Origin of the sequence: Curtobacterium luteum (assembly GCF_014646995.1) — a bacterium.
Lineage (GTDB): Bacteria > Actinomycetota > Actinomycetes > Actinomycetales > Microbacteriaceae > Curtobacterium > Curtobacterium luteum.
Window position 1 is genome coordinate 19,623 of the sequence record NZ_BMOI01000013.1, and the last position, 16,720, is coordinate 36,342.

A 16,720-nucleotide genomic window follows, 5' to 3' on the forward strand; every position below is an offset into this window, starting at 1 on the left:
CCGTCGCGGGCGGCGGTCACCGTCTGCGTCCGAAGACCCTTCGACGATGAAGGCAGCCCAGTGTTCTGGGAGCGCTCCCAGTCTGCTCGAGCCGAGCGGGGCCGGAGCTGTCTGGGAGCGCTCCCAGAGTCAACGCCGTCCGGCGGCCGTTGTCAAGCCCGGTGTGGAGGGATGCCGCTGCCCGGCGGCTACAGTGGCCGCATGTCCGACGTCCGTACCGCCCGCTCCCGCGCCACGATCCAGGACGTCGCGGACGAGGCGGGGCTCTCCCGCGGCACGGTCTCCCGGGTGCTCAACGACGAACCGTACGTCTCCCCGAAGGCCCGCGAAGCCGTGCAGGAAGCCGTGCGCCGCGTCGGCTACGTCCGGAGCGCCGCGGCCCGCAGCCTCGTCACGCGACGCTCCGGTGCGGTCGCGCTCATCGTGCACGAGCCGTCCGTCCAGGTGCTCGACGACCCCAACATCGGCAACATCCTCATCGGCACGAACGCCGTGCTGTCCGAGGCCGACCAGCAGCTCGTGACGATCATGGTCGACTCGGCGCGCGACGACGAGCGCGTCGTCGAGTACCTCCGGGGCGGGTTCGTGGACGGCGCCATCGTGCTGTCCGCCCGGGACGGCGACGCGGTGACCCGGGCGATCGAGGAGATGGGGCTCCCGGCGTGCTTCGTCGGCCACCCGACGGACGCCGCGAACACGTCGTGGATCGGCATCGACAACCGCGCAGCGGCCTTCGCCATCACGAGTCGTCTCGTCGAGACCGGTCGGCAGCGGATCGGGATGCTCGCCTCCGGGCTCGACCGTGACTCCGGCCAGGACCGCCTCGCCGGCTTCACCGAGGCGCTCGGCGACCGCTTCGACCCCGCGCTCGTCGCGGGGAACCCCCTGTTCAGCTACACCGCCGGGGTCGAGGGGATGCGCGAGCTGCTCGACCGGGCACCCGACGTCGACGGGGTGTTCGCCGCCTCCGACGCCGTCGCCGCCGGAGCGATGGACGTGCTCCACCGGGCCGGCCGCTCGGTGCCGCGGGACATCGGGGTCGTCGGGTTCGACGACAGCGCTTGGGCGCTCCGGTGCGACCCGCCGCTGTCGACCGTCCGGCAGCCGGCGAAGACCCTCGGGGAACAGGCGGCCCGGCAGGTCCTCGCCCAGATCGCCGGCGCCGACGACGAGGGTCCGCACGGGCTCGTCCTGCCGACCGAGGTGGTGTGGCGGGCGAGCGCCTGACGCGCGGCCCGGTCGGGCCGACGGTGCGCCGCGGCAGACGCGACCGACGCCGCGGGGCCGAGCCGTGCCTCCAGGCCGGGTGAGGGGCCGAGCCGTGCCTCCAGGCCGGGTGAGGGGCCGAGCCGTGCCTCCAGGCCGGGTGAGGGGCTGCGCCGCGGCCGACGTGTCGAAGGCGCGGGCGGAACGCGAGAGGCCCCCGGAACACTCCGGGGGCCTCTCGTTCGCCTGGTGGGCTCTTCGAAGAAAGCCCAGATCACAGTGGTTATACGGCCTCTGGTGACAAGCGGCGACGGCCAATCCTGTTTTCGTTTCCGCGCAATCCTTTCCGCGTCTCCGCGCGGTTTCGTCTCCCGTTCGGAGTGACTGGGCGTCGCGATACACCTCGGAATCTATGTGTGGGCGCGTCCGGAGCCCTGGTGACGGTGCTCTGGGCCGGTCCGGCCAGGATCGTTGTACCCGCTTTGCGCTGGCTCACCAACGATGAGCGGGTTTACGCGTTCGGCAGGACTGTCATCGGACTGCGCGGGTGCAACGGTGCGCGGCATGACCGCAGCCCTCATTACTGTTGAGGCTCCCAAGCTGTGGGGAGATGTGAGCAGCCGTTAGGTTGATGCCATGGCTTCTTGGGCTACGCGGTGGATCGGTTGGCTCGACGAGAAGCACTGGCCGCGTGTGCCGTGCGTCTGCTGTCATGAGGGCTCCGCGGGATGGGTGCCGAATTCGAAGGTGACCATGCCTGACCGCGAATCTCGTGAGGACGTCGCCGCCTACCAGGCGCGTGGAGGGCCGGCCGACGAGCTCAGCGGACAGTTCACTGGCCGGTTGCGATGCGACCGCGTCGAGTGTCAGCAGGAGTACGCAATCGCGGGTGACTGGGCATACAGCGTGAACGACGTCTACCCGGAGGATGGGCCTCAGTTCATTGACATGTTCAAGGTGCGCTATGTCGCTCCGACGCTTCCAATGTTTTCTCCTCCGCCGGCCGTTCCCGATACCGTCAACGAGTTGCTCGTCGAGGCGGCGAGTATCGTGTGGTCAAGTCCCAGCGGCGCTGCGAATCGTCTTCGTCAGGCAGTGGACCAGCTCCTCACAGAACGGGGTGTGCCGCGGTACGCATTGCGGCCGCCGAAGGGAACTCCTCCGAAGCGCAGCCGACGGTCTTTGACGTTGCACGAACGAATCACACGATTTCAGGCGATGTCCCCCGCTGCGGCGGAAGCCCTGGAAGCGGCCAAATGGATTGGCAATGGTGGCTCCCATGATGGTGACCTTGACGTCGCGGACGTTCTGAACGGTGTCGATTTCATCGCGCTCGCCCTTCGATACTTGTACGACACGACGGACACTGACCTGATGCGGAAGGCCCGTTCGATCAACAAGGCGCGTCGCTACCGACCCGGACGCTGAGTCGCATTCAGGAGCGGCGCCAGCAATGGCAGGGCGGATACAGCTTCATGGCGGTTTCGTCGGCTCAGCAGCGCGGCGCGGCGAGTGTGCACCACCGGCGAACTAGAGCACGATGGCAACATCATGGGGGATACTCGCATCTCGATCCGGCACGTCTCTAGTGAGGAGCAGCCGCGGGAATGGACATCCGTGCTCAACCTAGCGAAGGCGCATCGCGGCACGCTTGGCTTCCTCACGGACTCCGCGTTCATGGATCGAATACGTCGCGGCACGCTGATCGTCGCTGAAGACGACGGTGTTCTAGTCGGTTACTGCCTGTACGACGTGCCGCGCCGCGGCTACATCAAGCTGGTCCACGTCTGCGTAGCGACACGAGGCAGCGGCATCGGCAAGCTCCTGATCGATGCAGCCATCGAGGCGCATCCCGAGGCCACTGCGGTCGTTGCGTACTGCCGTCGCGACTACGGTCTTGACAGGTTCTGGTCGTCCGTCGGGCTGTCTCCGCGCGGTGAACGCCCGGGCCGCGCCCTCAACGGATCCGTCCTGACACAATGGTGGATGCAACTTGGGGATCTTGATCTCCTCGAAGACGCGGCACTCGGCGCCGGCCGTCCGCTGGTTGCTTACGACACGAACATCGTGACGGATCTGTTCGGATCACCAGATCTCTTCCGGCCTGAGAGAGAAGCATCTCTCGGTCTGCTCGCTGACTGGTTCCAAGTGGAAGTCACCCCAGTTCTGTCCCCTCAGGTCGACGTCGAACTCGACCGCATCGATGGTGAGCTGGAGCGAACTCGCCAACGGCAGGCGATCGCGCACATCACACGGCTTCGCTCCCAACGACATCAGGGGTCGGATGTTCTGCCCGAGCTGCTCCGCAACATCGATGCAACAGTCCTTGACGCGGACCCGTCCCTCCGCGAGGACTTCCGGCACATCGCGGATGCTCTCACCGCAGACGTGGCCTACTTCGTCACCAATGACACCCGGCTTCTGCACCACGGGCCGGCCGCACTACCGACCGGTTCAACGCTCGAGATCCTCCGACCCCACGAAGTCGTCCGCGCACTCGACCAACGCCTCGAGCAACCGGTCTTCCAGTCACGGCTCATCGAGGCAGTCGACCTCCGTTGGACTGCCGCTTCTTCTTCCAGCGAGAGCGAACTCGTCGACGCGTTCATCAGTCACGCTCACGCCGAACGTGGCAAGGATCTGACTCGAGCCATCCGCGCGGCCATCTCTCAAAACCCGCGGGGCACTCGTGTCCTGACCGGTCCGAAGAACGAACTATGGGCTCTGCTCGCCGAGCCTCGGGACGCTGACGCGCTGCGAGTTCCGATCATCCGGGTGGCCAGAGGAGCCGCGTCAAACACGGTCGCGCTGCAGCTCGCTCGGCACACCCGCCACATTGCGCGTCAAAACAACCTCGGTGAGGTAATGATCGATGACAGCAACGTAACCGTCATGATGCGGCACGCGCTGCTCGCCGACGGCTTCCGCGACGAGGACGGGTTCCGAGCGTCGCTGATCAACAGGACGATGACTCACCAGCAGTTCATGCACGAGCACCCCGACCTGCCGGTGCACCACACCGGGCACCTCCGTGACTTGGAGCGACGCTTCTGGCCCCTCACGCTCATCCACACGAATGCTCCGACGTACGTCATACCTATCCAGCCCAGGTTCATGTACCCACTGTTCGGCGCGCCCCGAGAAACTCTCGTCGAACTCGATCGTCCGCGAGCTCTCGGGCTCTCCCGCGAACACGTCTACTACAGCGGGAGCGGCAAAGCCCTCCCTCCTCGAGGAGCACGGATCATCTGGTACGCGACCGCCGATCAGACAGAACAGGTCCGAGCCGTCGTCGCGTACTCCCGAAGCCTCGGCTGCGAACGGACGCGCCCACGCGATGCTTACCGGGCGAACCGGCAGATCGGTGTCCTCGGACGGGACCACGTGCTGAGCGCTGCCGACAAGTCCGGCCAAGTGACTGTCGTACGGTTCGAGGACACTGAAGTGTTGGCGACGCCAGTCGGCGGCCACGACCTACAGGATCTGTTCGCCAAGCATGACGTGAAGCAGCCGATACAGTCGTTTCGCCGCGTGCCGTCCGCAGTGTTCGACGACCTGATCGTGCGTGAGAGGAGGAACAGCACTTGAGCGCCATCCTGCTCTCCGTTCGACCCGTTTACGCCGCAGGCCTCCTGGCCGGCACGAAGACCGCAGAAGTGCGGCGACGCTTCCCGGACCAGCCGCCTGGAACGATGATCTACGTGTACAGCAGCTCACCAGAGCGCGCCGTGCTTGGCACTCTTCACCTGGACGCCATCGACCGACCGGCGTCTGCTGATGTGTGGCTGCGCTACCGAGACCGCATTCAGATCTCCCGACCATCGCTCGAGGAATACTTGAGCGACTGCGATGAGGCAGCCATCCTTCAGGTGAGCGAGCCAACGACATGGCAGGTACCGGTCTCGCTCATCGCGCTCCGAGAGGTCGTCGGCATCGAGCCGCCGCAGAGCTTCCGCTACCTCCACGATCACCACCGTCGCGTCCTCGCCGCTCATCAGCCCGAACCGAACTCCGCGATGCTGACTCTGTCCAGCTGATGCGCGCCGCCAGCGTCCACCTACACCAACCCTTGCAGAGCTGTTGACGCGTGGTCTCGGTCAGCGCCGGCGACGGGAACCGCGCATGTTGGGTAGACGGCAATCCGAGCAGCCCTGGCCCTGCAGGTGATTCGTGGCGCGCTGGCGAAACCAACCGTGCACCGGGCACTCGATGCGGACCGGCAGCTTCGCAGCGACGAAGGACTCCACGTCGTACCGGTAACGGCCCGCGTGCACGCGTCGCGCCGTCGCGAGGAACTTGGAACGTCTCGCTTCGATGCTCGCACCTCGACGACCGCCACAACCAGGGCACCCCTGTCCCTTGAGGTGATCATGCGGCAGCTGCCAGAACACCCGAGCGTGATGGCGGCAGAAGATGGGAACGCTCTCCTTCCCGTTGACGTACTCAGTGCGTGCTCGGTCGTATCCGTACTTCTCGCCGTGCAGGAGCTTGGCAGCCGTGACGAAGGCCGACGCTCGCGTCGCTCGGCTGGACTCTTGGGATCCCATGGTCTCTCCTTCTATGGAATCCCAAATGTGCCGACTTTCGCACAGGGACTTCAACCCCTCAAGGGCGGCGTGACTGGACCCTTTCTTCACGCCCGGGATGCGAAGCAGACGCCGGCGGGCCCGCGCCTGCTGCAGCGGAGAGCATCGCTGGAGCTCCGGCCGGAGCGGGAGTCGGCGCGGCGGCGGGCGGGATCAGCCACAGGTGATTACAGTAATCAGCATGGGGAAACGAGCTCCGGCGGTGATCCGGGTCACCGCGGTCGGAGGGCAGCCAGCGAACTTGACCTGGCTCGCTCAAGTTGTCATTCCTGCACACGTCGAGGTCGAGTTCGTTGACTTCGGGCACCGTGCCGACATCGTGATCACCCACGAGGACGAAGAGATCAGCGTCGTCGGCGACCTCCGGACCGGTGAGCGCGTCATCCAAACGAATGGCGATCACCAGTCACCGATCATTGATCTCGCCTTGCTCCTACTCGAGGCTCGGTTGGAGGATGGTCGACGCTTCCCCGACCGTTACCGGGGCGGCAGCAGCCCAGCGCCGCTGGAGCACGTCGCACGCCTTACTGGTGCTGACTACATCAGTTTTGGAGGCGTGCGCTCTCCTCTACCACCGGAGCTTTACGAGCCGGACGAGGACGAATGAGTCCCACGGACGCTCGTCGAAGAGTACAGCTCGGCGTTCAGGCCAACCTCAAGCCGGGAGATGGTGGCGAGGTCCGGCCAGGCATTGCCGTGCAGGATCTTGACAAGCGTGGCGTTGTGAACTCCGGTCTGGTCGCCGACAGCCCGAAGCGAGCGACCGCCGATCTCCTCACGCAAGCGCAGCACGAACAGACGGGCAATCTCACCTGACGGGTCCACCGATGGCACGTCCGGCCAGGGTGCCGGCGCCAGCTCCGCCGGCGTCAGCCGCGCTGTCCGTGCCATACCCCCAGCGTAGGAGGCCAAGCAGCAGCGGAGCGCCAACTCGCCGAGGTTGACAGTCAGGACGGTGATGAAGAGCACCCGCGGCCTCTGCCTACACAGACTGTCCCCTTACAGTCAGGGGAAGGCTGTTCGTCGCTCCGCCACAGTCAACAGCATCACTCAAAGTAGACGCGCTTTGCTCGACCGCCCGGGTATCCTGCAATAGTGGCGCAGGGCTGGGAACTCATTGCAAAGGCGGTAGACGACGCCTGGCCCTACGTTGCGACGATCCTGACTTCTGGAACCATCACAGCCCTGTCAACTACCTTGATCGTCGGCTCACGTGAAAAGCGGGCTAGGCGAAGCTTGCGGAGCTATACCGAAACTTCCGATGCCGCAACAGCGTTGCGGAAGTACCGAGAAGTTGTTCTTCGATACGGTCAAACTGACGGTCCGGCAAACGATGGCGACCGCGACAAGGAACTTGCGCGTCGCGGAAGCACGCTCCTCATCACCTGCTCGCTGATTGGCGGCGGCGAACTCGCAGATACGACGCAGGCATACATCGACACAGCAGAGCTATTCGCCGTGCACGACGAAGACACCATCGCCGCCGATGAGATCAAAGCCTTTGGGGAACTGATGCAGAAGATTGCACACAGCCGGAAGTCCGCGCGTTAAAGGCGTTCGAGCACTCCGGAGCGCTTGATGGTTACGGCCACTTCTCGGTGACGCTTGCCGGCATCGGTCATCTGACGCCGAAATCGTTCGGGCGCTGAGACGATCAAGATCTCTTTCGCTCCGCGCTCAATCAGCTTCTTGACGAGCTCGTCAGCAAACGAGATGGTGGAAGTTGCTAGTGCTCGCCCGTTCACCTCGACACGACCGTCCTCGGGCGTACCATCCGTGCGGTTCACGAGGTCCTCGGCCGCCTCCCGCGTGCCGACCAGGCGGGGTAGTGTGATGTTCAGCGTCATGATCCCTTCACCTCACCAGGTCTAACGCGTCTATTGCGCTGAGTCTTCCACAGTATTTGCGGCATGTACGGTTCATCTCCGGTGGTTCTTCACACGCAGTTCTCCTTCGAGGACGGAGACGGGCAGCGGTGACGCGAACAGCGTCTGCGTTGCTTCCGACGGTGACACCACAAGCTGCCCCCGGCCGGACCGTAGGCGGAGTGTACCTCCGATCGCCTTGACACTATCTCTGAGTTCCGACAGTCCATACCCACGACTCTCCTCATCGAGGCCGCTGACTCCGGGCTCGAGTGCGAGCTCGAGTGCGTGCGCGTCATCAGCGGGCTTGTACCGCCGGAGGGCGCGGCTGAACCCTCGACCAGCATCGGCAACCGCGAAGCGGAACACCGACCCGCCGTAGGTCTTCTGGGCGGCGGCGTACCCGCGTGGCCAACGTGAATGCTCGATGACGTTCTCACCCATCGCGCTGATGCTCATGTGCATGATCGCTGCGGCGTCGGAGTCCTGCTCATGCACAACCTCCCATACACGCGTCGCCAGCTCGGCTGCTCCGCTCGCGTTCTCAAACGGTGTGACGGCGAGGAGACTCTGCCCGACGTCGTGCTCGCGCACCGAGGGCAGGTTGTGCGCCGCACCCATGTCATCGAGTTCCTTGCCGAGCCGAGCCCGGGACACGTAGTTCGCGACGTCATCGCTGGCAGGTCGCAGGACCCGCACCTCACGCCCTGCGGCGCGCGCTCGGTGCGCGTAAGCAGCGATTGTTACGAGACCGGCTGGGGTGATGAAGCGAAGACGCGCGAGGTCCGCGATCATCACGCCTTTGGATGCTGCCGGCTCGAAGGCGGCGTGCACGTTGTAGGAACCGAAGGACCCTACTGGCCTGATGTCTCTCGCCACGTCCCCGCGTCCTGTTCAGCTACTGCATCTGAGTATGGCCCAACATTACGAGGCGCCATGACGGTGAGAGCGGTGACACTCGTTACAACCGCGTGGTTAAACGGGCCGTCCTCGTCTGCGGCGCCGGATCACGCGGAGGTCAGCACCACGACCACACGCAGTCCGTGCCCGGTGAGTTCGCGAGACAGCGCGAGTCCGTCGCCGTGCGGGCTACGGGCGCTCGAGCGATGGGCCCTCAGGGTTTGGTTCTGCGTACACTCCTGGTTCCCACGGGGGGGGGGGGAGATGGCTCCTGGTACCAGCGCAGCGCGTATCGGGCTGAACGCGATCCGCCATCTCGAAGGCAAGACGCGCCAGTCCCGAACGTGCCCGGACGGCGATCCTCCACCGCCGCGCTTCGCCTTCCGTAGCGCGGCGCGGCGCGGCGCGGCGCGGCGACCTACCGCCAGCGCTCAGTGGAGATGGCTGCGATGGACCGGACCGACTTCGTCCACGGCCCTCACGAGCCGGGGAGTGGAGACACCGAGTCGGCGCGCTGTGCTGAGCGCATCTGCAATGACGGCGAGGGGCTCGGGTGAGCGCGGGTCCGTGTGCGCTGCCTTGGCGTCGTGACGATCTACCCGGGTGCCGTGGCGGACCGTCTCGACAGGGGATCGCTATGCGCTGTTGCGTGCGCCGGCGAGATAGGCCCGCAGCGCCTCGGCTGGCACGCGGCGCACGGAGCGCACGTCGACGCTGCCGAGCTGTCGACTGGTGACGAGCGTGGTGACCGTGGCCGTGCTCACGCAGAGCACCTGAGCGACATCGGCAAGGCGCAGGAACGGCGGCAGATCCGCGGTCATCTGTTGGAGTGTCGGCAGCGACTCGCTGTCGTTGTGCTCGGCGCCCGTGCTCGTGCTCTCGAGCCAAGCGTCAAATTCTGCTTGGAACACGATCCACGAGCGCCCGACCCGGTAGGCCGGCATCGTGCCAGCTTTCGCCCAGTTGTTGATCGTGGCTGGGCTGAGGCTCAGCCGCTTCGCAACGGTGGCCGCGTCGACGGTCAGCGAGTCAGCGACCTGCGGCGGGGAGTGCTGCTGGTCCTGCTCGGTCATGCTCCGATGCTGCCATGAGCCGCCTTGCTGCGACGTCGTCCAGCAGTTGATAGCGGACGGGACATCTTTTCCCCCTGCGAGGCACTCTCTCATTTACTAGATGTAGTGGCTGACGGCGTGTCTAACTACTACATGTGGTGGCGTACGCCAGACTTGAGGCGTCGATGACGGTGGAAGGTCCGCCTTCTCACGGCGGGAAGGAGCGCGGAGTCATGGCCAAGGCCGGCAAGAGCAGCAGCGGATCGTCGCGAAGCTCGATCACGGGCAAGTTCGTGACGTCGAAGTACGCGAAGTCGCACCCGAACACGACGCAGACCTCGCACAAGAAGAGCAAGTAGCAAGCGCCGTTATGCGGTGACTCACTGGCGGGATCCTGTTATCGGGATCTCGCCAGTGCTCTGTTCACCGACGCTCCCTCGGGTGGGATCGGCACCCCTCCCCCTTTCCAGATGGCCGTCCGGCAGTTAGGTCGCTTCCCCTTGGGACCAGGACGACCGGACACCGAGCCTGTCGGCAATCTCGTTCAACTCGTCCTCGTGAGCTCGATCGACGAGAGCGCAGTCCCAAGCGATGAGAGCTTGGAGAAGCGAATTCGTCGCGACCTCGAGGAGAACTGACGCCGTTGGGTGGGACGCGGATGGACGGAACGCGACACCCACTGCTGTATCCGCCGGACCTGTGTACCGTTCTGCGACTTCCGTCCCGGCGTGCGACAGCCACGTCACGAATCGGTAGAGCTGATAAAGCTGCCCCATCCCGTCGAGCGACGCGATGCGCTGCTCGATGATCTCGTACTGCGGGCTTCTGCCGAGATCGTCAATCATGGCGGTGAGCTCGGCGAGCCGGGCGAGAGACTGCTCATTTGTGGGGTCGTCCTGCAGCAGTGCATTCAGCGCTTTCCGCCGTTGATCAGCCCCGCCCGCGAGGAGGACCGCCATCCGTCGGGAGTCACGAGAACCCAGCCAGCCGTAACCGCATCCTCGATGAGGACACGGATCACCGGCGCCGCCGGGAGTGGCAGCGAGCTCTCATACAGGGCGAGAACGGCTCGAGCGCAGTCCACAGCGTGCGCAACCAGCCCTCGAATGATGATCGGTACGGAGTGGTGAGAATCGGCCCTCACCTGGAAACTTCGGACGTCGCGGTCGGCATCCCACAACGCGATGAGGTCGCGCAGCTCCGCACGGTAGGCAATCACCGGTCCTTGAGGTGCCATGCTTAAATCCTACGAGATCCAGCTGCTCGCCCGTATTGATATCCAGTTTCTCTTCGGAACTACCCAAGCCGCTTGCGGGCTGGAGGTGCGGTTGCGCTGCTCCGACGAACGCGCGCTGCTGTCTCCAGTAGTCCTCGGACGCGCTCGGCGCTCCGGCATCGCGGACCTGCTGCAGCCGCAGCACAGCCGACCGGATCGGATCCATAGCGGCGACTACGTCATCAGGCCCAAGCAGTTCCACCGCGCTTTCCGCGGCCGTCATCTCGTCATAGAAATCTTGCCCAGGTTCCCACTCAGCATCAACCTCGGGCCCCTTAGCCCGGGTCGCCCACTTGTCAGCCGTCGCCAGGAACGTTTTGTATGCGTCGAACCGCTGCTCGCGAAGCCAACGCGCGTGTTCCTGCTTGCCCTCGCCACTAGCTCCAAGACGCGCGAAGACGTACGACAACGCCGCGGAGACAGCGACGGTCACGATAGGCAACACTGTCGAGGAGTCCACATTCAGAGAATAAGCGCCGCCTCGGCGTAGCCGGCCGAAGCATCTCACGTCCACGTTCGGACGCCCGCACCGCGGATTTGGTGTAGTATGCTCACATCGCAGCGGTCTGGACCGCTCGTCTCCGTGCCTGAAGCCCCACGTGCTTCCGGCCTCGATGGACAACCGTGGTACGGGTTCCAGTAGCAGTGCCCTTTTTGTCGAGATCTCTCTCCTGTGACGCTGGCTCTGCGGACGTGGGGCGCGAGTATCGGCGCAGAAGGCGATTGAAGTGTCCGACACGAACAACATCCCCGCACGTCCTCGCGAGATCGAACGCGACGCTCGTGCCCTCCAGAAGTTCTCTGGGATGAAGTACACGCAGGCTCTCCGAGCGGTAGAACATCCGCTCGCGCAGGGCATCCTGGGTGAACGGATCTGTACCCGAGACATCATCCGCGTGTTGACCGCGCATCCGGCGCTCTCGACAGATGCGGCCGGGGCGGATGAGCGGATCACCCATCTGGGGCGGAACGGTCTCCGGTCAGCTGATCAGTCTCCGCTCGAGCTGTCGAGCGAGCATGACTATCTGAGTGTCGTGCTCGCTGCGGAGGTACTCCGGGCGTTCAGCGCAACGGACGCACCGAACAGCGACGCTGGCAGCTACGGCCTCAAGCACACGGTGGAAGAGTTCCTCGGCGAGTACTTGCCGGACTTCTCATACGTCTCCAACGGAACAACGATCTGGGCAGCGGCAGCAGTCGGGATCCCCGTCCGCGGGCACACCACGGACACCGACGACCCGAACGCAAACTTCGGGCTCCCCTCAGACCAAGTCAACTACGCACGGCGGATGCGGCGAAGCTCCGGTGGGCAGCGCGACAGCATCCGCGCGCACCACCACCGTCCCCCGGGCTACACCTTCCTGCAGGGCGCTCTGACTGAGTGGCGTGACTCGCGAACGGCGCCGGGCCGATGGGATGGCGTCGACGAGAACGCAGCACCCCGAACGAGCCCGTTCCATAAGTGGCTCGTCGCACAAGCCGGCCCCGGCGACATGGGTTCCCGGGCACGTCTGGCCGACGACTACGCTGCCGGCTTCCGCGACGGTGATCACGGCGTTGCTCAGCAGCCGGAGCACCTCATCGGCATCCTGCGCGCCCTCAACGCGGACGAGGCATTCCTCGACGCAGCTCGGGAGGCGATCGTCGACTGGGCTCGAACCTCTCCGGACTCCACGGGTATCCGTACCGAACTGATCTCCAGCAGCCGCGACGATCACGACGGGTGGGGTGCTGGGTCGGGTGACACCGAGCGGTACACGTATCGATGCCCCTGCGGCCGCGACACGATCATCGAGGAACACGAGAACACGTCAGGCTTCCGTGAACACGACCACTGGTTCGGGTGCGACATCTGCCGCCAGGAGTGGCAGTTCGTCGACGGGTTGCCGACGCGCGAGTGGCGGATCGAGCCGCGACGCGCGGTGGCTTTGTCAATCTGATTGAGGACCACCTGTCGGTCCGATTCGGGACCAGGTGTCAGCGGCCGTCGCGCGGCCCGAAGCTTGCGACGGCGTCGATGTCGCTTGCCGGATGCTGAACGTTCTGCGTCAACCACTCACCGCAGCCAGGCATCTGGGAGGACCCCTGGACTTGCTGGATGAGGAGTTCGGTGTCGATGAGTGTCCGGCCGAGGGTGACGGCTCCATTGCTCAGGATCGCCCAGTGCGCGCCTTTGCGTCCGTAGGGGAGCCCGACGCTACCGGGGTTGATGACGAGGCGCTGGTTCGCGAGTCGGGCGAAGGGCATGTGGGTGTGCCCGCAGACCACGGTCGCGATCTCGGTTGGGAGGTATTGGTGGACTTCTGCCCATCGCTCGAGCCGGCTATCGACCAGGACTACCTCCTCGTCGTCTCGCGGGGTTGCGTGGGAGAAGAAGACGGGTCCGAAGCCGTCGACTTCGACGACCGCGTGCTCGGGCATCGTTTCGAGCAGCGATTGGTGCGCGGGGGTGAGTTGTTTGGCGCCCCAGACGGACACGGGGTCATCGGCGAGGCCGACATCGATGCCGTGTGACATGTGCAGGAGCTCCCGATCCGCGTTCCCGCGGACCAACAACACGCGGTCGCCGAGTTGCGCAAGACGGTCGAGGACTTCCGCTGGCTGCGGGCCCCAGGTGTGGTCTCCCGTCACAACGATCAAATCGGCGTGATCGATCACTGGTTCAGCGAGGACAGCCTCGAGGGCGGGGAGCATTCCGTGGATATCCGAGAGAACAGCGACGGTGTCGACCATGCCGCAACCCTGTCACTGCGGCGACCGGATCGCATGCAACGCGTGCTTTTGGTGCTCACGGCATCGCGTTGCGGGTGTGGCCGAGCCTGTAGCTGGTGGTGCCGGTTTCGAGGATGGTGCCGTTGAACGTGAGTCGGTCAACGATCGCGGCGCAGAGGCGGGGGTCGGTGAAGGTCTTCGTCCACCCGGAGAAGGACTCGTTGGACGCGATCGCGACGGAGGCTTTCTCCTCCCGCTCGGTGAGGACCTGGAACAGTAGTTCCGCGCCTCTCCGGTCGAGTTCCATGTAGCCGAGCTCGTCGATCAGGAGCAGGTCAACGCGGCCGTAGCGGGCGATGGTGCGGGCGAGCTGCTTCTCGTCGGCGGCCTCGACGAGTTCGTTGACGAGTTTCGTCGCGAGCGTGAACTTCACCCGATAGCCCTGCTCCGCCGCCGCGGTGCCGAGCCCGATCAGCAGATGGCTCTTGCCGGTTCCGGAGTCCCCGATGAGACAGAGGGGGTCGCCGCGGCGGATCCAGTCGCCCTGCGCGAGCGTGTGGATCGTGGCGGCGGAGACGTTGGGGTTGGCGTCGAAGTCGAAGTCCCCGAGCCACTTCTGACGCGGGAACCCGGCCCCGTTGACGCGGCGGATCGTGGAGCGGCGGTCACGGTCATCACACTCCGCCAATAGGAGTTCGGCGAGGAAGCCTTGGTAGGACATCTGCTCCCGGTTTGCCGCGGTGACGGCTTCGTCCATGACCGCCCGGACCGTGGGCAGGCGCAGCCGGCGGCAGGCTTGATCGATCGCAGCAGCGGCGGCTTCCTCGGTGAGGGTCTGCCGTCGACGCAGGGTCGTGGTGATCGAGGTGGTCGTGGGACTCATGCGGTGTTTCCTTCCAACGGGCCGACGACATCGCTGCCGGTAGTGGTGGGCGGGGTGTTCTTGATGCGACGTCGCAGCAGCTCGTCGTAAGCCGCGACGGACGGCAACGGTCGCGCATCCGCGGGCAGGCCCGCGATCACCGCGGCCGGGTCGGTGAGCCGACATTGGGTGAGACTGACAATCCGCTTGCCGTCGTCAACATCGTGTTGAGCGGGGTGACGGTTCGAACTGGACCCACCCAGGACAGTGCCGGATGCGTGCAGGCGCGCTTCGACGGCGACGACATCGGCCGTGACCGCGCCAACCGTCAGCGCGGCCCGGATCGCCGCGATCACATCTGCAACGCGCATGCCGCGGTGCAGCAAGAGCACATCGATCAGCTCTCGAGTGCCGCGGCTGTCACCGTTGACCTTCCGGGACTCCTGCCAGAACGCCTCGTGTGCCGCCGTGAACGTCCCAGCCGTCCGAGCCGCGGCGAGGGCGGTTGAGCCGGGCAGCGCGCCGGGCTTGTGCTGCAACACCTCGAGGTAATGATCCAGGACTATCGATTCCCCAAACCGTTCAACGACCCGGGGATGCCGAGCGACCTGGGCGCGGCCATCGAATACGACCACCTCCGATGCGCGCAGTGAGACGCGGACTTGCCGGCCGATCAGTCGTGCGGGGACGGAGTACTTCGCCTGCCGAACCGTGATCAGCGCGGACCGGTCGACACGGGGATGCAGCACCAGGCCGGGATCAAACCGTTCCGCCGGCAACGGCTGCAGCAGCGGCTGCTCGAGCGCGAAGTCCTCCCCAACGCTCGAGCGGCGACCGGTGATGCGCCTGGCGTCGTCGCGGGCATCCCACTCGGCGATCATCGTGTTGAGCTGGTCGAGACTGTCGACGATGGGCACCGGTGACAGCCAGGTGCGGCGGAACCGGCCGACCTCTCCCTCGACGCCGCCCTTCTCGTGGGCGCCGTCGATTCCGGGCTCGCAGTAGAACGCGTCGAAGCCGTAGTGGGAGCGGAACAGCACCCACCGGTCGTTCTCCACCCGGTCCCGCGTCCCGTGGATCACTCGGACGACGGCCGGGGTGAGGTTGTCGTACTTGATCTGTAGCGCCGGGACCCCGCTGATCGTCTCGAACGCGGCGATGTGACCCTCCAGGAACGCTTCCTGCGCCTGCGTGGGATAGACCCGGTGCACCGCCTTCCCGGACGCGGAAAGCCGGAACACGAACAGGTGACATTTCGTCTTCACCCCGGCAAGGATCACCCAGACCTCACCGAAGTCGACCTCGGCCTCCATACCCGGCGCGTGCTGCTGCGGCACGAACGCCGCGACGGTTCGCTTGCCTGCCTCGGTCTCAATCTCCGGACGGCGCCGCCGCACGTAGTCCCGGACGACCGCGTAGGACACGTCCGCGCCGTGCTCGTCGATGAGACGGTTCCAGATCCGTGTCGCGGTCTGGTGCTGCTTCCGCGGAGCATCGAGGTCCTGCCGCAACATCGCGTCGATGTGCGGCTTCCACGGCCCAAGCTTCGGTGAGGTCCGCACCGGCACTTTCCGGGGTGCTGGTTGGGGTGACTGCAGCGCTTCTCGCACCGTGTCCCGACCCACCCGATACTTCCGCGCGAGAGCTCGGATACCCAACCCCTCGACCCGGGCGTCTCTCCGGATCTGCGCAAACAGCTGCATGCGGCTTCCCATCCGACCACCACGCCTCCTGCGCCCACGATGAGCGCACGAGGCAACGGTCCGGGTGGTCCTGAATCAGACCGACACAACACACCGCGAACGAACCAGGTGGTCCTGAATCAAGCCGTCATAACGGTCCTGAACGAGAGTGACAGAGACAGCGCGGCGTAGCAACAGGCGTCTCAACGGACGCGGGGGGCTCCTGCCGATGGCAGGAGCCCCCCTTGCTTTAGTGTCCGAGAATGAGGTAGATCTCGGCCAGCACGACGAGGATTCCCACGACGTGCACGACCAAACTCACCCACCGAGAGTGAGGTGCAGCCCGATGGCGTTCGCGCCCCGGCCAAAGCGTGTCGCCGCGAGGGTCAGGTCGAACCGCACGGCGTTGTCGATAGGCGGCTGCGGAAGCGTGAGCATCGCACCACGCACCGCCAAGGTCGCAGCGGCGACCGTCCCGCAGCACGGCGCGAACCCGCTGTACGTCGTCGTCGAGACTGCTTTGCCATGCCCATAGTTCAGCTCCGAGGAGCATTCGGCCCTCGACGTCCGTCGAGAGAT

The 16,720-nt window shown here is 65.4% G+C and carries 18 protein-coding genes; 8 read left to right on the forward strand and 10 right to left on the reverse strand.

Going from position 1 to position 16,720, the window contains the following annotated elements; translation table 11 throughout:
• Positions 1-201 precede the first annotated feature (201 nt).
• The 4 genes from IEY20_RS13675 to IEY20_RS13690 all read left to right on the forward strand — a co-directional run bounded on the left by IEY20_RS13675 (position 202) and on the right by IEY20_RS13690 (position 5,243).
• Positions 202-1,227 carry a LacI family DNA-binding transcriptional regulator gene (locus IEY20_RS13675; protein WP_175328925.1) on the forward strand — a complete coding sequence of 342 codons (1,026 nt, stop codon included), beginning with the start codon at positions 202-204 and terminating at the stop codon, positions 1,225-1,227.
• 732 nt (positions 1,228-1,959) lie between these two features.
• Complete coding sequence (locus tag IEY20_RS13680) at positions 1,960-2,634, forward strand: DUF4145 domain-containing protein (protein WP_229728063.1); 675 nt, start codon at positions 1,960-1,962, stop codon at positions 2,632-2,634.
• Between the two features lie 84 nt (positions 2,635-2,718).
• Complete coding sequence (locus IEY20_RS13685; RefSeq protein WP_188889234.1) at positions 2,719-4,794, forward strand: GNAT family N-acetyltransferase; 2,076 nt, start codon at positions 2,719-2,721, stop codon at positions 4,792-4,794.
• Complete coding sequence (locus IEY20_RS13690; protein WP_175328928.1) at positions 4,791-5,243, forward strand: ASCH domain-containing protein; 453 nt, start codon at positions 4,791-4,793, stop codon at positions 5,241-5,243. The genes IEY20_RS13685 and IEY20_RS13690 overlap by 4 nt, the downstream gene beginning before the upstream one ends.
• A gap of 60 nt (positions 5,244-5,303) precedes the next feature.
• Here the strand turns inward: IEY20_RS13690 and IEY20_RS17495 are convergent, their stop codons facing one another.
• On the reverse strand, positions 5,304-5,753 hold the full coding sequence (locus IEY20_RS17495) for a DUF723 domain-containing protein (RefSeq protein WP_506256340.1): 450 nt from the start codon (positions 5,751-5,753) through the stop codon (positions 5,304-5,306).
• Positions 5,754-5,973: 220 nt separating this feature from the next.
• Here IEY20_RS17495 and IEY20_RS13695 point away from each other — a divergent pair, with 220 nt between their 5' ends.
• Complete coding sequence (locus IEY20_RS13695; RefSeq protein WP_175328929.1) at positions 5,974-6,399, forward strand: hypothetical protein; 426 nt, start codon at positions 5,974-5,976, stop codon at positions 6,397-6,399.
• On the opposite strand, the gene IEY20_RS13700 is transcribed toward IEY20_RS13695, so the two are convergent.
• Positions 6,375-6,761 carry a helix-turn-helix transcriptional regulator gene (locus tag IEY20_RS13700; protein WP_175328930.1) on the reverse strand — a complete coding sequence of 129 codons (387 nt, stop codon included), beginning with the start codon at positions 6,759-6,761 and terminating at the stop codon, positions 6,375-6,377. The two genes, IEY20_RS13695 and IEY20_RS13700, sit on opposite strands and share 25 nt — an antisense overlap.
• A gap of 126 nt (positions 6,762-6,887) precedes the next feature.
• Here IEY20_RS13700 and IEY20_RS13705 point away from each other — a divergent pair, with 126 nt between their 5' ends.
• Positions 6,888-7,343 (forward strand): hypothetical protein, encoded by a 456-nt coding sequence (locus IEY20_RS13705; protein ID WP_175328931.1) that lies wholly within the window; start codon positions 6,888-6,890, stop codon positions 7,341-7,343.
• Here the strand turns inward: IEY20_RS13705 and IEY20_RS13710 are convergent.
• The 3 genes from IEY20_RS13710 to IEY20_RS13720 form a co-directional block, all read right to left on the reverse strand.
• Positions 7,340-7,639 carry a hypothetical protein gene (locus tag IEY20_RS13710; RefSeq protein WP_175328932.1) on the reverse strand — a complete coding sequence of 100 codons (300 nt, stop codon included), beginning with the start codon at positions 7,637-7,639 and terminating at the stop codon, positions 7,340-7,342. The two genes, IEY20_RS13705 and IEY20_RS13710, sit on opposite strands and share 4 nt — an antisense overlap.
• Before the next feature lie 72 nt (positions 7,640-7,711).
• The gene (locus tag IEY20_RS13715; RefSeq protein WP_175328933.1) at positions 7,712-8,491 is read right to left on the reverse strand and encodes a hypothetical protein; all 780 of its coding nucleotides are present in this window, start codon (positions 8,489-8,491) and stop codon (positions 7,712-7,714) included.
• A 701-nt stretch (positions 8,492-9,192) separates the two neighbouring features.
• On the reverse strand, positions 9,193-9,630 hold the full coding sequence (locus IEY20_RS13720; RefSeq protein WP_175328934.1) for a helix-turn-helix domain-containing protein: 438 nt from the start codon (positions 9,628-9,630) through the stop codon (positions 9,193-9,195).
• Positions 9,631-9,842: 212 nt separating this feature from the next.
• Between IEY20_RS13720 and IEY20_RS17315 the strand changes: the two genes are divergently transcribed.
• A complete protein-coding gene (locus IEY20_RS17315; RefSeq protein ID WP_268239165.1) occupies positions 9,843-9,968 on the forward strand; it encodes a hypothetical protein in 126 nt (41 codons plus the stop codon).
• Positions 9,969-10,094: 126 nt separating this feature from the next.
• Here IEY20_RS17315 and IEY20_RS13725 read toward each other — a convergent pair whose 3' ends face one another.
• Together IEY20_RS13725 and IEY20_RS13730 are read right to left on the reverse strand one after the other, a co-directional pair.
• The gene (locus IEY20_RS13725; RefSeq protein ID WP_175328935.1) at positions 10,095-10,568 is read right to left on the reverse strand and encodes a hypothetical protein; all 474 of its coding nucleotides are present in this window, start codon (positions 10,566-10,568) and stop codon (positions 10,095-10,097) included.
• Positions 10,520-10,846 (reverse strand): DUF5677 domain-containing protein, encoded by a 327-nt coding sequence (locus tag IEY20_RS13730; protein ID WP_175328936.1) that lies wholly within the window; start codon positions 10,844-10,846, stop codon positions 10,520-10,522. Before IEY20_RS13730 ends, IEY20_RS13725 begins: the two co-directional genes overlap by 49 nt.
• A gap of 767 nt (positions 10,847-11,613) precedes the next feature.
• Here IEY20_RS13730 and IEY20_RS13735 point away from each other — a divergent pair.
• On the forward strand, positions 11,614-12,825 hold the full coding sequence (locus tag IEY20_RS13735; protein ID WP_175328937.1) for a hypothetical protein: 1,212 nt from the start codon (positions 11,614-11,616) through the stop codon (positions 12,823-12,825).
• A gap of 37 nt (positions 12,826-12,862) precedes the next feature.
• On the opposite strand, the gene IEY20_RS13740 is transcribed toward IEY20_RS13735, so the two are convergent.
• Genes IEY20_RS13740 through istA form a run of 3 tightly spaced genes read right to left on the reverse strand, consistent with a single transcriptional unit; the run spans position 12,863 to position 16,174 of the window.
• Positions 12,863-13,618 carry a metallophosphoesterase family protein gene (locus tag IEY20_RS13740; protein ID WP_175328938.1) on the reverse strand — a complete coding sequence of 252 codons (756 nt, stop codon included), beginning with the start codon at positions 13,616-13,618 and terminating at the stop codon, positions 12,863-12,865.
• A 55-nt stretch (positions 13,619-13,673) separates the two neighbouring features.
• On the reverse strand, positions 13,674-14,480 hold the full coding sequence (gene istB, locus IEY20_RS13745; RefSeq protein WP_175328939.1) for an IS21-like element helper ATPase IstB: 807 nt from the start codon (positions 14,478-14,480) through the stop codon (positions 13,674-13,676).
• Positions 14,477-16,174, reverse strand: a complete 1,698-nt coding sequence (gene istA, locus IEY20_RS13750) for an IS21 family transposase (RefSeq protein WP_175328940.1) — start codon at positions 16,172-16,174, stop codon at positions 14,477-14,479. Before istA ends, istB begins: the two co-directional genes overlap by 4 nt.
• Positions 16,175-16,720 lie beyond the last annotated feature (546 nt).

What these genes read in the sequence shown, in the direction of transcription:
- IEY20_RS13675 (WP_175328925.1), top strand. Translation starts at nt 202, where the DNA reads ATGTCCGACGTCCGTACCGCCCGCTCCCGCGCCACGATCCAGGACGTC.
- IEY20_RS13680 (WP_229728063.1), top strand. Translation starts at nt 1,960, where the DNA reads ATGCCTGACCGCGAATCTCGTGAGGACGTCGCCGCCTACCAGGCGCGT.
- IEY20_RS17495 (WP_506256340.1), bottom strand. Translation starts at nt 5,753, where the DNA reads ATGGGATCCCAAGAGTCCAGCCGAGCGACGCGAGCGTCGGCCTTCGTC.
- IEY20_RS13695 (WP_175328929.1), top strand. Translation starts at nt 5,974, where the DNA reads ATGGGGAAACGAGCTCCGGCGGTGATCCGGGTCACCGCGGTCGGAGGG.
- IEY20_RS13710 (WP_175328932.1), bottom strand. Translation starts at nt 7,639, where the DNA reads ATGACGCTGAACATCACACTACCCCGCCTGGTCGGCACGCGGGAGGCG.
- IEY20_RS13720 (WP_175328934.1), bottom strand. Translation starts at nt 9,630, where the DNA reads ATGACCGAGCAGGACCAGCAGCACTCCCCGCCGCAGGTCGCTGACTCG.
- IEY20_RS17315 (WP_268239165.1), top strand. Translation starts at nt 9,843, where the DNA reads ATGGCCAAGGCCGGCAAGAGCAGCAGCGGATCGTCGCGAAGCTCGATC.
- IEY20_RS13725 (WP_175328935.1), bottom strand. Translation starts at nt 10,568, where the DNA reads ATGGCGGTCCTCCTCGCGGGCGGGGCTGATCAACGGCGGAAAGCGCTG.
- IEY20_RS13730 (WP_175328936.1), bottom strand. Translation starts at nt 10,846, where the DNA reads ATGGCACCTCAAGGACCGGTGATTGCCTACCGTGCGGAGCTGCGCGAC.
- IEY20_RS13740 (WP_175328938.1), bottom strand. Translation starts at nt 13,618, where the DNA reads ATGGTCGACACCGTCGCTGTTCTCTCGGATATCCACGGAATGCTCCCC.
- istB (WP_175328939.1), bottom strand. Translation starts at nt 14,480, where the DNA reads ATGAGTCCCACGACCACCTCGATCACCACGACCCTGCGTCGACGGCAG.
- istA (WP_175328940.1), bottom strand. Translation starts at nt 16,174, where the DNA reads ATGGGAAGCCGCATGCAGCTGTTTGCGCAGATCCGGAGAGACGCCCGG.